The following is a 14,411-nucleotide window of genomic DNA, read 5'->3' as shown; positions in this document are numbered from 1 at the left end:
CCGGGCCATGACGCAGGGAGCATCGGAGACCGGCATCACGCGGGCGGCCGCGCTCGGCGACTACCTCAGGGCTCGTCGAGGACTGGTCCGACCGGAGGACGCGGGGTTCGTCCCGGAGGACGGGCGGCGGGTCGCCGGACTCCGACGCACCGAGGTGGCAGCCCTCGCGGACGTCAGCGCCGACTACTACCTCCGCCTCGAGCAGGGGCGGGATCAGCGCCCGTCCGAGGAGGTGCTGGCGGGCATCGGTCGGGCCCTTCGACTCGACGAGCACGCCGTGGACTACCTCTTCCGGCTCGCCTACGACGTCGACCTCTTCCCGGCCGAGCGCCGACCGTTGGACGCCGGCACGCCCGCACCGGCCGGACGATCCGTCCCGGACACGACACTCCTCGACCACTGGTCGGACACCGGGGCGTACATCACCGACGGCAACCGGGACGTCGTCGCATCGAACGCGCTCGCGCGACGCATCGGCGGCGGCCTCCTCGACGTCGGGCAGAACGACGTGCTCGGGTACTTCGACGATCGGGTGCGGTCCATCGCCCCGGAGTGGGAGGTGAGCGCCCCGGCCGTGGTCGCAGCACTCCGCTACAGCAGCGATCCGAGCAGCCCTCGATTGCAGACGATCGTCGAGGAGCTCACCGCTCGCAGTCCGCTGTTCGCCCGCCTCTGGGCTCGCCATGACGCCCGTCCCCTCGCCGGCGGTCCACTTCGGGCCTCGATCGACGAGTTCGGGACCGTCGAGCTGCAGTATCAGCACCTCCTCGTCCCCGACTGGCCCGGTCATCAGTTGACGACGGTCTTCGCAGAGCGCGGCTCCCCAGGGGCCGCGGTGCTCGCCTACCTCGCCGCCCGGGCCGACTGACCGCCATCCGGAGCGATGACCGGCGCACGCTGACCGAGGTGGGCCGGCGGGCACCAGAGGGGTAGCCGACGGCGGTCGCAGCGCCTACCGTGGACGCATGATCGCGAACGAGGGCGTGCGTGAGCGCCGGGACCGGATCAGGGACTTCATCGACTCGTGGCGAGAGGTACCCGTGGTCCTCTGCGACCGCACGCTGGATGTCCTCGAGGCGAATCCGGCGGCGGCACGCTTGACGCCGGCGTTCCACACCGGCGTCAACCTGGCGCGCTTCGCGTTCCTCTCCCCCGACCGGGTCGTCGGCGATCCGCTGTGGACCCGGATGTCCGAGACCACCGCGGAGCTCCTCAAGCGGTCGGTCGAGGAGCACGATACGGATCGCCCGGCGGCTCGGATCATCGGCGAACTCTCCGCGAAGTCGCGCGACTTCGCCCAGACCTGGGCCTCGGGCGACGGGCACTCCGGGACGTCGGGCCCCATCGTCTTCCCCACGCCGGCCGGGGAGGTCCGGATGGTCTACAACGTCTTGAACGCGCCCGGGCCCGAGGGCGACCTGCTGCTGGTCTTCGTCCCGTCGGGAGCATCGTCCCGGGCGCGGCTGAAGCGGCTGTCCGAGGCGGTCTCGCCGGACGAGCCCTCCACCTCGAGCGATCCGGTGCCCTCCCGCTGAAGCTCGTCCCGAGCTGCGAGGTAGGCGATCGCCGCCGCCGCAGCTGAGCCTGGCTCGTCGAAGAACACCGTGAGGAACTGGTCCGTGTGCGGGACCTCGAAGGTCTGCGCCCGGAAGTCGACCCAGCCGAGCGGCTCGATGAACGTGCGCGTCCGCCGGGACATCTGCGGTTTGACGAGGTGTTCCGCCCAGATCGTCCGGAACACCGGGTGCCGTGCCGAAAGCATCCCGACGATCTCCTGGAGGCGCGGATCGTCCGGTCGGCCGTAGTAGCGGAGCGGGGCGGTGAGGTCGCGGAGGGTCCCTTCCCACTCCCGGTGCATGCGCTCGTACTCCGGTGCGTCGGGCGACGTGGTGCCTCGGAAGTCGGCGTACTGCTCGAAGGCCGAGACGAGCAGGTTGACCCCGGGGTCGAGCATGCCCGGCGGCACCCATGCCCGCGCGAGCGCGTTCGCGGCGACGACGTACTGATTGTCGTCGCTCACGTAGGCGGGCGTGCCGGACCAGTGCGCGAGGAGCCGGGCGACCCGGTCGTCGAGTCGCGTCGACCGGTCGTCGACCGCGCGCATGAACGGCCTCGGGCTCGCCAACCGGAGCAGGTATCGGCGTCCACTGTCGTCCAGCAGCAGGGCACGGGCGAGCCCGAGGAGGACCTGCTCCGACGGCCGCCGCACACGACCCTGCTCGATCCGCAGGTAGTACTCGGGGCTGATGCTCGCAAGGTGCGCGACCTCCTCGCGGCGCAGGCCCGGCACCCGTCGGGACGTGTCGGCGCCGATGCCGACCTGCTCTGGCCGCACGAACTCCCGGCGCGCGCGGAGGAACTCGCCGAGAGCATTCGAAAGCCGAGTTGGTGACATCGCCGCGTCCTCCGGAGAGCGAGTGGGATCGACGCCAATCCTCCCCTAGCAAGCTCGTCCGTATGCATCCTTCCGCGGCCGATCATGGGTCGTTTCTGGACATGTCGACCGACGATCGGTCATTCGCTGAGCCTGACCCTGCGCGTCCCACCCGGTCGCCGCCCGACGTCACTATCGTGGTCGCATGGTTGAGCGCGGACCCGCCGATCGGCTCCCTCAGGACCTGGTCGATCTCGTCGACTCCTGGTCGACCGTCCCCGCGTTCGTCCATGACCGCCACTTCACGGTGCTGCACGCCAACCCCCTCGCCCAGGCGTTGTCGCAGGCCTTCCGTCCAGGAGCCAACCTGCTGCGCTCGACCTTCCTCCGCCCGGAGGTCCTCCGGGCGAGTCCCGACCCCGGCCTCGTCACCGAGCATGTGGTGGGCGAACTCCGGAAGTCGCTCGGCACCCACGAGTGGGACGCGATCTTCGAGGGCCTCGTGGACGAACTCCGCTCCGGGAACAGCCGCTTCGCTGAGGCCTGGGCCGGGCTGGAGCCGGGCCTCCGACCCGATGCGGCCGAGTCGTTCACCTTCGACCGTCCGGATCTCGGGCGTCTCGAGCTGCGCTACCTCCAGTTGGAGGTCCCCGAGCACTTCGGCATGAGTCTCGTGGTCTGGCGAGCGTGCGACGAGGCTTCGGCACGGCTGCTCGCGGTCCTCGCCGGGCAGTCCCCCGACCGGACCTGACGAGCGGGCCGCCACGATCCGACCGCCGACGGGCACGATCTCGTCATCCGTCGGAAGGGTTGTCGTGCCGTCCCTGCTGGGCTGGAGACGATCCAGGCCGCAGGGCGGCGGAGCGAGGAGGACACCATGGATTCGACGGACGACACCGTCCCGCACCACGAGACCCCGAGTCTGGGCAACCCGGATCTTCCGGCGGAGGGCGAGGTGAACACGCTCCGCCACCCGCAGAGCACGCAGATGACCGGCCCGCAGAACCCGGCAGTCGCAAGCCAGTTCCCGAACCAGATCGACGCTCCGGGAACCGACATCAGTACGCAGGCGTTCTTCTGGTCGTCGTTCAACATCTCGCCTCGCCGCGTGCAGGACGGTGGGTGGGCGCGCGAGGTGACGAAGCAGGACTTCGCGATCTCCGACGAGATCGCCGGCGTGAACATGTACCTCGAGTCAGGCGGCATCCGCGAGCTCCACTGGCACCAGACGGCCGAGTGGGCCGTCATGACCCGTGGCAGGTGCCGGGTCACCACCCTCAGCCGATCCGGGATGCCCAGCGTCGAGGACGTGGAGGAAGGCGATCTGTGGTTCTTCCCCGCCGGGACGCCGCACTCCCTGCAGGGGCTGGGTCCCGACGGCGCCGAGTTCGTGCTCGCGTTCGACGACGGCGACCAGTCGGAGTCCAACACCCTGCTGCTCACGGACTGGTTCGCCCACACGCCGCCGGACGTGCTGGCGAAGAACTTCGGGGTGGCCCAGGAGACCTTCGCGGACATCCCGCTCCACAACCTCTGGATCTTCCCCGGCGACGAGCCCGGCCCGCTCGCCAAGGACCAGGAGGACGCCGGTGTCGAGTGGGGAGCGTCGGAACCGATCATCTTCCGACTGTCGCGGTCCAAGCCACTCCACCGGAACAGCGGCGGGAGCATCCAGATCGCGGACAGCACCAACTTCCCGCTGTCGCAGTCGGTCGCCGCAGCGCTCGTGACGGTGGAACCCGGGTCGATGCGCGAGCTGCACTGGCATCCCAACGCCGACGAGTGGCAGTACTACCTCCGCGGATCCGCCAGGATGACCGTCTTCAACACCGGACCCCACGCGAACACGACCGACTTCCGCCCGGGCGACATCGGCGTCGTGAAGAAGAACCTCGGACACTACGTGGAGAACACCGGCGACGACGTGCTGCAGTTCCTCGAGGTGTTCCGCACGGACCGGTACGAGGAGGTGTCGCTCGCGAACTGGCTGGCGCACGTGCCGCCGTCGCTCGTCGCCGCACACCTGAACATCGACGAGGCGACCCTGGCGACCTTCCCCCGGGAAGCGCAGGGGATCACGCCGCTGCGTCCGTGATCCGGGCAGGGTGGCTCTCGGCGGGCCACGCTCGCCCAGGGCCATCCGTCCTAGCTTGAGCGGGACACCACTCGTTCAACCGCGCGGAGGCACCGATGAACAGCGAACGCAGCACGATCGAACCGGCCGAGGGCTCCTGGTCCATCTCGGACGACCGGGCGTTCGTCCTCATCGACATGCTCAGCGACCACCGGGATCGGCGGCGCCACGCGCTCAGGACCGCGCGCTCGAGGCGCTGGCTCGACTCCTACGGTGAGGTGGTCGTGCGTTCGGTGCTGCTCGGGACCACGAGCACGATGGAGCGGGACGAGTACGCGCGGGCCCTCCGTCACGACGGCCGCGACCACACGCTCGTCCTCGATCACGTCGGCGGCTTCGTCCTCGTGACCTCCGAACGACGCGCCGCCTCGCCCGTCGACGAGTGGGTCCGCTCCGTCGCGCCGGCCGGTGTCCGCATCTCCGCGATCGGTTCGGCCGTGCTGCACGCGGACGAGGACGACCTGCTCGGCGTCGTCGACGAGGCGCGCACCGCTGCCGAGATCGTCGGTCAGGTCGGGGACGCGCTCGGGTCGACCCGCGCGGAGGATCTCGGCGGATGGCGACTCCTGCACGCGATCGGTGGCGGGCCGCAGCTCGTGACCTCGGCGTCGCCGGCGGCCGACGAGCTCTGGCACGCGGATCCCGTGCGTCGGGAGACGGTGGAGACCTACCTCGACTCCGGGTGCAACGTCGTCGTCGCGTGCGAGCGGCTCCACATCCACCGCACGACGCTCTACTACCGGCTCGACACCATGCCGGAGGTCGTGCGCGACGCGCTGGCCGACGGCTTGAAGCGGAGCACGCTGCACCTGTCGCTGAAGCTGCTCCGCCTCTGGAACGACGTCCCCACCGCGTCGGAGCGGTCGTCCGCGTCCAGCCGACGCCGACGTGTTCCGGAGACCCGTACCGTCGCCCCGGTGCGGCAGCTGCACCCGCGGTCCGCTGGCACCGAGTAGAGGTCGACGTGACCAGTTCAGCACGACGCGTCCCGATCGAGCCTCAGGCCGTGGACGCGCCGCTCAGCGGGACCGCCGTCTTCCTCGTGCTCACCGTGCGCGACGCGGTCGGCGCGATCGACACCGTCCGCAGCACCCTGGCGGGTGTCGCCGATGTCCTGAAGAACGTCGCCTTCCGCGACCTCGACGCCGCCCTGTCCTGCACCGTCGGGATCGGCGCGCGCGTCTGGGGTGAGCTCACGCGCGGTCCCGCACCGAGGGAGCTCCATGTCTTCCCCGCGGTCGTCGGCGACCGGCACACCGCGCCCTCCACGCCCGGCGACGTCCTGCTCCACATCCGCGCTGCGAGACGCGACCTGTGCTTCGAGTTCGAGCGGCAGCTCCTGGACCTGCTCGGCGACGCCGTCGAAGTCGTGGACGAGACGGTCGGCTTCCGGTACTTCGACGTCCGCGACCTGCTCGGCTTCGTCGACGGCACGGCGAACCCCGTCGGGCAGGACCTTCCCGACGCCACGCTCGTCGGTGACGAGGACCCGGCCTTCGCCGGTGGCAGCTACGTCGTGGTGCAGAAGTACACGCATCCGCTCGACCGCTGGCGCGCGCTCACCACGGAACAGCAGGAGGCGATCATCGGCCGCACGAAGGCCGACAACGTCGAACTCGACGATGCGGAGACCGGCCAGAAGTCGCACAAGACCCTGTCCACGATCGTCGTCGACGGTGCCGAGCACGACATCCTCCGCGACAACATGCCGTTCGGGAGCCCGGCCGGCGGCGAGTTCGGCACCTACTTCATCGGGTACGCCCGACGGCTCTGGGTCATCGAGCGGATGCTCGAGCGCATGTTCATCGGTGACCCACCGGGACTCCACGACCGACTCCTCGACTTCTCGACCGCCCGGACCGGCTCCGTGTTCTTCGCTCCGAGCGCCGCGTTCCTCGAGGCGATGGACGACGATCCGGCCCCGTCCGGCCCCGCTGATCCGGCGAGCGCCGTCATCCCTGCCTCGCCGCCCGAGCCCGCCGACGGTTCCCTCGGTCTCGGCTCGCTCCAAACCGCTCCCGAAAGGACGTGACCGTGAACAACCATCTCTTCCGACACCTCGCGCCGATCACCGATGAGACCTGGCAGATGCTCGACGACGAGGCCCGTGCGCGCCTCACCCCGGTACTCGGCGGCCGACGGGTGGTCGACTTCGCCGGCCCGCTGGGTTGGGAGCACTCCTCCACCGACATCGGCCGTGTCGGCGCGGTCGTCGACGCCCCGATGGACGGGGTGATCGCCCGACAGCGTGCGTCGCTGCCCCTGACGGAGGTGCGTGCCGACTTCGCGCTCATGCGCAGCGAGCTGGACAGCGCGGCGAGAGGCGCACTCGACGTGGACCTCTCCCCGCTCGACGACGCGGTCACCCGCTTGTCCACGGTGGAGAACGCGGCGATCCTGTCCGGCTGGTCCGCGGCCGGGTACACGGGTGCGACGGCTGCCTCGCCGCACCCACCGCTGACGCGGGACGACGACCCGACGCGGTTCGCACAGGTGGTCGCCACGGCGGTCGAGACGCTCGCGCGGGCCGGGGTCGGCGGCCCCTACGCCCTGGCCGTCGACGCACCGGGCTGGGTGTCGGTCACGGGCGGCAACGACAGCGGTGGTGCGCGGCTGTCCTCGCACATCGAGGCGATCCTCGGCGGGGAGGTCGTCTGGACGCCCGGTATCGAGGGAGCCGTCGTCCTCAGCCGACGTGGCGGCGACTTCCTGTTCGAATCCGGTCAGGACATCGCCCTCGGCTATGCGGCGCACTCGGCCGAGTCGGTGAGCCTGTACCTGGAGGAGAGTTTCAGCTTCCGCGTCGTGACGCCAGAGGCTGCCGTCGCGATCCGTTAGCGCGGCGACACGGCTCCGTCGATCGGGTCGGCCAGGGGCGACCGGGTCTGCAGGGACGCCTCGGCCACGCCGACACCCGTCGTGCGGAACCGTCGCTGGTACTCGGAGGGCGTCGTGTTGTACCGTGCCGCGAACGCACGGCGGAAGGCGATCGGGCTGGCGTACCCGGCGGCAGCGGCGACCTGCCCCACCGTGTCCCCGGCCTCCAGCATGCCGAGCGCGACGTCGAGTCGGAGCGAGCCGACGTACTGGATGGGCGTCATGCCCAGCTCGTCCCGGATGACCCGGTTGAGATGGCGGACGCCGACGTTCGCGTGTGCGGCGATGTCGGCCAACGATCCCGCCCGGGTCGGATCGCCGTGGATGTAGTCCGCGACGGCCTTCGCGATCGAGGTCCGCGCCGGCTTCGCGCGGACGGAGGCGGAGAACTGCGACTGGCCGCCGGACCTGCGCATGTAGACGAGCAGCAACTGCGCGATGGAGCGTGCGACGTCCGCACCGTGGTCCTCCTCCACGATCGCGAGCGCGAGGTCGATCCCGGCGGCGACCCCGGCCGAGGAGTAGGTGTCGCCGTCGCGGACGAAGATCGAGTCGGGACGGACGTCGATGGAGGGGTAGGCGGTGGCGAGCGCGCCGGTGAACTTCCAGTGGGTCGTCGCCGACTTGCCGTCGAGGAGCCCGGTGACCGCGAGGGCGAACGCTCCGCTGCAGATCGATGCCACCCGCTCGGCTCGGGCCGCGAGGAGGCGGACCGCACGTCTGCACCTCCTCCGGGCGGTACACCTGTGGTGCGGACTCGCTCCCCGGGACGATCACGAGGTCGAGCGGTCCGCTGTCGGCCGCGGCGGCGTCCACGCCGACCCGGAGTCCCATCGACGTGACGACGTCCTCGCCGTCGTGGGAGAAGAACCGGACGTCGTAGCCGTCGACCCGCTGGTTCGCCTCGGTGAACACCTCGGCCGGGCCGACGAAGTCGAGCGTCTTCACCTGGTCGAACAGGAAGATCCCGACGCGGCGTCGTCGCGCGGGTCCTCCGAGGATGGGCTGTGGTCCTGGCTCCTGCTGGGGCGGGCTCATCCCCACATCCTGCCCGACGAGAGCGCCCCGGCCAACGTCGGATTCGACTTCTGTCGCACCTGCCGCCGACGAACGTCCGAAGACTCCGGCCCGGCGCCGGCGTAGCCTCGGTCGGACCGGCCCGCCGCCTGGAATCCGGCCCATCCACTCCACGACGCCCAAGGAGATCCGCTCATGCGACTCGAACGCGCGGGGACCATCCCCCTCGACCTCACCCATCGCACCGCGCTGGTGACCGGCTCGACGAGCGGAATCGGTTACGCCATCGCCGCGCGGCTCGTCGAGGCGGGGGCGGACGTCATCGTCAACGGCCGCGACGCCGATCGCCTCGAGGCCGCCGTCCTCTCGCTCGACACCGAATCGGTCGAGTCGGTGCGGGGGATCACGGCCGACGCGACCACCCGGGAGGGAGCCGAACGGCTCGTCGCTGAGGCCGGCCAGGTCGACATCCTCGTCAACAACCTCGGTGTCTTCGAGGCCGTACCGCCGCTGGACATCACCGACGAGCAGTGGCGGTCGATGTTCGAGGTCAACGTGCTGTCGGCCGCTCGCCTCACCCGGCTCCTGCTCCCCGGCATGTCCGGTCGCGGCTGGGGTCGTGTCGTCGACATCGCCAGCGACTCCGCCGTGGTCATCCCCGAGGAGATGATCCACTACGGCATGTCGAAGACCGCCCTCCTCGCGGTGAGCCGCGGCTTCGCGAAGGCTGCCGCAGGGACCGGCGTCACCGTGAACTCGGTGATCGCCGGCCCCACCCACACGCCGGGCGTGGAGACCTTCGTCCGGCAGCTCGTCGGCGACGAGCTCGAGTGGGACGACGCCCAGCGGGAGTTCATGCGTCTGCACCGCCCGCAGTCGCTGATCGGCCGCCTCCTCGAACCCATCGAGATCGCGAACCTCGTGGTGTACCTCGCCTCGCCGCTCGCGTCCGGCACCACCGGCGGCGCGCTCCGGGTCGACGGCGGCTACGTCGACTCGATCCTGCCCTGACGTCGACACCGATCGAGAGCCGAGCGACCCGATGACGACCTCCCCTGTTTCGACCCGATCCCGCGTCTCCCACGGTGCCGGGTTCTGGATCGTCGCCACCACGTTCCTGCTGGTGATGGCCTACTCGACCGTCCCGACCCCGCTGTACGCGCTGTACCAGGCGAGGGACGGGTTCCCCGTCTCGACGATCACCGTCATCTTCGCCGCCTACGCCGTCGGCGTCGTGTTCAGCCTCTTCTTCGTCGGCCACATCAGCGACTGGGTCGGGCGGCGGCGGATGCTGCTCATCGCGATCCTGATCTCGGCGCTGTCGGCAGTGCTGTTCCTCCTCTGGAGCAGCGTCGAGGGGTTGATCGTCGCGCGGGTCGTCAACGGCGTCAGCATCGGCGTGCTCACCGCGACGGCGACCGCGCACCTCGGCGAGCTGCGCGCGGTCGCCCGGCCCGACGAGAACTCGATCGTCGCGGCATCGGTCGCCGGAGCCAGCAACCTGGGCGGTCTCGCCCTCGGACCGCTCATCGGAGGACTCTTCGCCGAGTTCCTCCCGAACCCGCTCGTGCTCCCGCACGCGGTGTTCCTCGTCGCGCTCGTCATCGCCGCGATCGTCATGGTCTCCGTGCCCGAGACCGTCGAGCAGAGCGAACCACGGAGGCGCTACCGACCACAGCGCCTCGCGGTCCCGGCGTCGTCCCGAGGGGCGTTCATCGCCGCGGGGTTCGGGGCCTTCGCCGGCTTCGCGCTCCTCGGCCTGTTCACCTCACTCGCACCCACCATCCTCATCGGCACCTTCGACGCACCCGACCACCTGCTCGCCGGTGTGACGACCTTCTCCGTGTTCGGAGCCGCCGCGCTCGGTCAGGTGCTGCTCGCTCGACTCCCGTTGCAGCGCCAACTCCTGATCGCGACCGTGAGCTGTGGCATCGGACTCGCCGCGGTCGCCGCGGGGGCGGTCCTGCCGCAGCTGGGGGTCTTCCTCGTCGGCGGTGTGATCGCCGGACTCGGTGTCGGCGTCCTGTTCAAGTCGGCGATCGCGACCGCCGGATCGCTCGCCGATCCCGCCCGCCGGGGCGAGACGCTGTCGCTCGTGTTCCTGATCGCCTACTGCGGCCTCGCACTCCCGGTGCTGGCCATCGGCTTCGCCCTCACCTTCGCACCGGAGATCGACGTGCTGCTGATCTTCGTCTCGCTCGTACTGGTGACGACGGTGCTCGCCGGTGTCGCGATGACCCGGCGAGCGGCCGGACGCCCCTGACCGGGCCCGGCTGCCACTGAACGGGCGGTGTCGGCTTCGGCCTACCCGAACGTCTCGGCGAGGTAGCGATGGACGAGGGAGACCGCCATCGCCCCCTCGCCGACGGCCGACGCGACCCGCTTGATGGAGTTGGCGCGGACGTCACCGGCCGCGAACACGCCGGGCTGGTTCGTCTCGAGGTGCAGGGGCTGACGGCGGAGCGGCCACGCCGACAGGTGCTCCGGCAGCAGGTCGCCTCCGGTGAGCAGGAAGCCGCGAGGGTCCAGCGCGACCGCGGAGTCGCGGGCCCAGGCGGTGTTGGGGCTCCCGCCGATGCAGATGAACAGGCGCGACGCAGGCACGTCGGTCGTCGTCCCCGCCGAGTCGATGGTCAGTGACTGCGGAGGCGGTCGTCGCCGTGGAGCGCGGTGACCGTCGTGTCCACGAGGATCTCGACATTGGGGGCCGCGAGCAAGCGGCGCAGGAGGTAGGTCGACATCGTCGACGAGAGGGAGTGACCGCGGACGAGGACGGTGACCCGCTCAGCGTGCGCGGCGAGGTTCATCGCCGCCTGGCCCGCCGAGTTCGCACCGCCCACGATGTAGACGTGCTCGCCGACGCACGAGGACGCCTCGCTCGTGCCGGCGCCGTAGTAGACGCCGGAGCCCTCCAGCTCGTCTTCCTTCGGCAAGCCGAGGCGACGCCACTGCACCCCCGTCGCACAGACGACCGCCCGCGCGGAGAGTCGCGAGCCGTCCGCGAGCTCGGCCTGCATGTGATGGTCGCCGAAGCTCCGGCTCAGGCTGTGACGCATGACGAGCAGTTCGGCGCCGAACGCGATCGCCTGTCGACGAGCCTGTTCCGCGAGGGCTGCGCCGGAGATGCCGTGCGCGAAGCCGAGGTAGTTCTCGATGAGGCTGCTGGATCCTGCCTGACCACCGACGGCGTCCCGTTCGACCACGGCGACATCGAGTCCCTCGGACGCCGCATAGACCGCGGCGGAGAGGCCGGCCGGTCCGGCGCCGTAGACGAGGACGTCGTACTCGCTGCGTTGCGGTCGCTTGATCCAGCCGAAGTGTTCGGCGATCTGCGCGGGCGTCGGATCGGCGAGCCGGGTGCCGTCGGGGAAGGCGACGACGGGAAGCCGGGCCTCCGCCAGACCCGAACCGAGCTGCGCCCGACAGTCCTCGTCCGTCTCGACGATCACCGTCTGGAACGGGACACCGCTGCGGGTGAGGTAGTCACGGATCGCGAAGGCCTCGCGACCGAAGGACCGCTCGAACACGAGCAGTGGTGCGATCGCCACCTCCCCGACGACGGTCATGAACCGAGGAGTCGTTCCCACTGGGCGGGGACACGGTCGTGCGGCCCGGGGACCGTCTGCGAGCGTGGGTGACTGAGCGGGGGCGCGAGGGTCGGACCGACGAACGACTCCTCCGTGCCGTAGTCGTAGAACCAGTCCTCACCCGGCTCGTAGCTGCGGATCACGCGATGACCGGTGGTGGTCGCGTGCTTCGTCGCGTGCTTGTTCAGGGAGTCGTCGCAGCATCCGATGTGCCCGCAGAACGTGCAGCGGCGGAGATGCAGCCACCAGCTGTCGGTCGCCTCGCACTCGACGCAACCGGGCCCGGACGGCGGGACGTCCGGCTTGATGTACTGCTCGACGTCGTCCATGGTGTTCTCCTCCTGATGAGTGTGCGGTCAGAGCTGCAGGGAACGAGCGATGCGACGGCCGTAGTCGCTGATTGCTCGCGCGATCGGGAGCCGCTCGGCCTCGTACTGCGAGAGTGCCGCGTCGACACCGAGCCCCAGGTCCAGGCCCGCGGCGAGCGCGAGTGCATCGCCGGCCGCTTTGGCGGCTCCCCTGGCGGTGTGCGGGCGGACCACGGCTGCAGCGTCTCCGAGGAGCGCGATGCGCCCGCTCGTCATGCGCGGCGGCACGTAGTCGTAGATCGCCTGCATGAATGGGCGCGGCTCGGCTGCCACCGCTGCGGCGAACGGCGGTGGGAGGAGCTGCTCCGCTTCGGCGAGGAGTCGTTCGCGGAGCTCGCTCGGCAGGTCGCCGGGCGCGGTCGAGGAACTCCCAGCCGGCCGGTGCGTCAGCTGCATGAGGTCGGCGAGTTCGCGCTCGGACATGCTGCGGTACCAGACCCAGCTGTAGCGGCGCGCGCCGGGCTCGGTCTCCCCGTCCGCGCCGGGGACGAGGTACCCGAGCATGTGCACCTCGGGACCGGAGTAGAAGGCGAAACGTCCGAGCAAGGTGCGTGCGGCGGCGGCTGGGAGCTCGGCTTCGGGGATGAGGCCGCGCCAGGTGATGTACCCGGCGTACCGGTTGCGGTCGTCGTCGGGGGCGACGGCATGCCTGGTGACCGAACGGAGTCCGTCGGCGCCGACGACGAGGTCGAACTCGTGCAGCTCCCCCGTCGCCGTCTCGACGGTGGCACCCTCGTCGCGGTCGTGCACGGTGGCGACTGCCTGTCCGAGCCGGTACCCCTCGGGCGGGACGAGGCTGCGGAAGACCGAGTAGGTGTGGTCCCAGGAGACTTGGATCTGCGGTGTGGGGTCGCTCGTCAGGACCCGGCCGTCTCGAGCGAGGGTGATGCGATCGGTGGCGACCACGCCGACGCGGGCCTCGGCGTCACGGCCCACCGCGTGCAGCAGGTCGTAGAGCTCCTGCTGGGCGACGAGCCCCGCGCCGCGCCGTTCGAGCCCGGTCCTGGACCGCTCGAAGACCGTCACACGATGTCCGCGACGCGTGAGGAGGGAAGCCGCGAACAGGCCACCGAGGGAGCCGCCCACGATCCCGATCGACAGACGCTCTCCAGCAGGTGTCGCTCGCATCGCGCCCCCTTCCGATGGTCTGCTTCCACCGTAGGTCGGGCGGGTCACGCCTCGTTGCGACGTCCGTCGGAAGTCCGGTGCCGAGCCATGAGCGCCGCCCGCCGCTGGAAGACCCCGCGTCACCGACGCGCCCGCTGCACGATGGCATCGAGGGCGTCGAGATAGGAGTCGAAGGCGACCCGGCCCTCCGTCGTGAGTGCGATACGGCGTCCGCGGCGGTCCGTGTCGCTCTTCCCGACCTCGATCACCCCGGCGTCGGCGAGCGCCGAGAGGTGCTTCGAGAGCGCCGACTTGCTGACGCCGGTGATGCGCAGGAGCGAGGCGAAGTCGGTGTACTCGGCGGGCGCGAGTGCGGACAGCAGGGCGAGGCGGGCAGGCTCGTGGAAGAGCGGGTTCAGCGCCTGGCGGCTGACCGCGGCGTCTTCGGCTGCATCGTCGTCAGGCATCGCGCGACCCCGACCGTCCGCCGAGCGGCGTGGAGCCGTTCGCGAGGCGCACCAGTGCGGGCAGACAGACGGCGAACACGACGACGGCTGCGACGACCGCGGACACCGTGTTCGGTACGGAGACACCTGCGGAACGGGCGATCCACTGGGTCACGACGTAGACCACGGCGACCGCCACGCCGCTCGCGGTGAGCAGCAGTACGCCGGTCCGGTCCGACCAGTCGAGGCGGAGCTTCACCGGGCGCGCGAGGGACAGGGCGACGAACCCGATGGCGACGAGTCCGAGCAGCCAGACCATGTCGAGGTCGACGACGACCCCGAGCGCGGTGATGAGTACCGCGGTGAGGATGGCGGTGGTGAGCGCTCCCTGGCGTGCGGAGCGGCGCGAGGCGTCTCGTGCCTGGTTCAAGCGGTCCTGTGCGTCTTCATGATCCATGATCGACCTCCAGTCGTTGCGTCTGAAGAAACTATCATAGTGTT

16 protein-coding genes and 2 pseudogenes are annotated in these 14,411 nt (G+C 70.5%); 9 read left to right on the top strand and 9 right to left on the bottom strand.

Annotation, left to right across the window (positions count from 1 at the left end):
* Positions 1 to 7 precede the first annotated feature (7 nt).
* Both AC5JOC_RS03400 and AC5JOC_RS03395 read left to right on the top strand, forming a co-directional pair.
* Positions 8 to 868, top strand: a complete 861-nt coding sequence (locus AC5JOC_RS03400) for a helix-turn-helix transcriptional regulator (RefSeq protein ID WP_124767706.1) — start codon at positions 8 to 10, stop codon at positions 866 to 868.
* A 97-nt stretch (positions 869 to 965) separates the two neighbouring features.
* Positions 966 to 1,535: an MmyB family transcriptional regulator gene (locus AC5JOC_RS03395; RefSeq protein ID WP_159876324.1), complete on the top strand. Its 570-nt coding sequence runs from the start codon at positions 966 to 968 to the stop codon at positions 1,533 to 1,535.
* Between the two features lie 38 nt (positions 1,536 to 1,573).
* Here the strand turns inward: AC5JOC_RS03395 and AC5JOC_RS03390 are convergent.
* A pseudogene (locus AC5JOC_RS03390) lies at positions 1,574 to 2,395 on the bottom strand (helix-turn-helix transcriptional regulator); the annotation flags it as partial.
* Between the two features lie 184 nt (positions 2,396 to 2,579).
* Here AC5JOC_RS03390 and AC5JOC_RS03385 point away from each other — a divergent pair.
* The 5 genes from AC5JOC_RS03385 (at position 2,580) to AC5JOC_RS03365 (ending at position 7,346) form a co-directional block, all read left to right on the top strand.
* Positions 2,580 to 3,125 carry an MmyB family transcriptional regulator gene (locus AC5JOC_RS03385; RefSeq protein ID WP_411557184.1) on the top strand — a complete coding sequence of 182 codons (546 nt, stop codon included), beginning with the start codon at positions 2,580 to 2,582 and terminating at the stop codon, positions 3,123 to 3,125.
* Between the two features lie 126 nt (positions 3,126 to 3,251).
* Entirely contained in the window at positions 3,252 to 4,469 is a 1,218-nt protein-coding gene (locus AC5JOC_RS03380) for a cupin domain-containing protein (protein WP_079704186.1), read from the top strand.
* Positions 4,470 to 4,564: 95 nt separating this feature from the next.
* Complete coding sequence (locus AC5JOC_RS03375) at positions 4,565 to 5,464, top strand: helix-turn-helix domain-containing protein (RefSeq protein ID WP_426739091.1); 900 nt, start codon at positions 4,565 to 4,567, stop codon at positions 5,462 to 5,464.
* Positions 5,465 to 5,472: 8 nt separating this feature from the next.
* Positions 5,473 to 6,540, top strand: a complete 1,068-nt coding sequence (locus AC5JOC_RS03370; protein ID WP_079704188.1) for a Dyp-type peroxidase — start codon at positions 5,473 to 5,475, stop codon at positions 6,538 to 6,540.
* A gap of 2 nt (positions 6,541 to 6,542) precedes the next feature.
* Positions 6,543 to 7,346: a family 1 encapsulin nanocompartment shell protein gene (locus AC5JOC_RS03365; RefSeq protein WP_494245355.1), complete on the top strand. Its 804-nt coding sequence runs from the start codon at positions 6,543 to 6,545 to the stop codon at positions 7,344 to 7,346.
* Here AC5JOC_RS03365 and AC5JOC_RS03360 read toward each other — a convergent pair.
* Both AC5JOC_RS03360 and AC5JOC_RS03355 read right to left on the bottom strand, forming a co-directional pair.
* Positions 7,343 to 7,801, bottom strand: coding sequence for a helix-turn-helix domain-containing protein (locus tag AC5JOC_RS03360; RefSeq protein ID WP_494245373.1), 459 nt, complete (start codon positions 7,799 to 7,801; stop codon positions 7,343 to 7,345). The genes AC5JOC_RS03365 and AC5JOC_RS03360 overlap by 4 nt on opposite strands.
* Positions 7,802 to 7,912: 111 nt before the next feature.
* Positions 7,913 to 8,423, bottom strand: a pseudogene (locus AC5JOC_RS03355) (DJ-1/PfpI family protein); the annotation flags it as partial.
* A 174-nt stretch (positions 8,424 to 8,597) separates the two neighbouring features.
* Here AC5JOC_RS03355 and AC5JOC_RS03350 point away from each other — a divergent pair.
* Positions 8,598 to 9,413 (top strand): SDR family NAD(P)-dependent oxidoreductase, encoded by an 816-nt coding sequence (locus AC5JOC_RS03350; protein ID WP_228501397.1) that lies wholly within the window; start codon positions 8,598 to 8,600, stop codon positions 9,411 to 9,413.
* A 31-nt stretch (positions 9,414 to 9,444) separates the two neighbouring features.
* Positions 9,445 to 10,665 (top strand): MFS transporter, encoded by a 1,221-nt coding sequence (locus AC5JOC_RS03345; protein ID WP_426739096.1) that lies wholly within the window; start codon positions 9,445 to 9,447, stop codon positions 10,663 to 10,665.
* A gap of 41 nt (positions 10,666 to 10,706) precedes the next feature.
* Here AC5JOC_RS03345 and AC5JOC_RS03340 read toward each other — a convergent pair whose 3' ends face one another.
* The 6 genes from AC5JOC_RS03340 to AC5JOC_RS03315 all read right to left on the bottom strand — a co-directional run bounded on the left by AC5JOC_RS03340 (position 10,707) and on the right by AC5JOC_RS03315 (position 14,367).
* Positions 10,707 to 11,033: an NAD(P)/FAD-dependent oxidoreductase gene (locus AC5JOC_RS03340; RefSeq protein WP_494245371.1), complete on the bottom strand. Its 327-nt coding sequence runs from the start codon at positions 11,031 to 11,033 to the stop codon at positions 10,707 to 10,709.
* 2 nt (positions 11,034 to 11,035) lie between these two features.
* On the bottom strand, positions 11,036 to 11,968 hold the full coding sequence (locus tag AC5JOC_RS03335; RefSeq protein WP_494245353.1) for an FAD-dependent oxidoreductase: 933 nt from the start codon (positions 11,966 to 11,968) through the stop codon (positions 11,036 to 11,038).
* Positions 11,965 to 12,318, bottom strand: a complete 354-nt coding sequence (locus AC5JOC_RS03330; RefSeq protein WP_079704193.1) for a UBP-type zinc finger domain-containing protein — start codon at positions 12,316 to 12,318, stop codon at positions 11,965 to 11,967. Before AC5JOC_RS03330 ends, AC5JOC_RS03335 begins: the two co-directional genes overlap by 4 nt.
* Positions 12,319 to 12,345: 27 nt before the next feature.
* Complete coding sequence (locus AC5JOC_RS03325; protein WP_494245352.1) at positions 12,346 to 13,485, bottom strand: FAD binding domain-containing protein; 1,140 nt, start codon at positions 13,483 to 13,485, stop codon at positions 12,346 to 12,348.
* A gap of 119 nt (positions 13,486 to 13,604) precedes the next feature.
* Positions 13,605 to 13,931, bottom strand: coding sequence for a transcriptional regulator (locus AC5JOC_RS03320; RefSeq protein WP_494245350.1), 327 nt, complete (start codon positions 13,929 to 13,931; stop codon positions 13,605 to 13,607).
* Positions 13,924 to 14,367, bottom strand: coding sequence for a hypothetical protein (locus AC5JOC_RS03315; RefSeq protein ID WP_159876346.1), 444 nt, complete (start codon positions 14,365 to 14,367; stop codon positions 13,924 to 13,926). The genes AC5JOC_RS03320 and AC5JOC_RS03315 overlap by 8 nt, the downstream gene beginning before the upstream one ends.
* Positions 14,368 to 14,411 lie beyond the last annotated feature (44 nt).

This window comes from Plantibacter sp., assembly GCF_059073635.1.
This window is presented reverse-complemented; position numbering and strand designations above follow the sequence as displayed.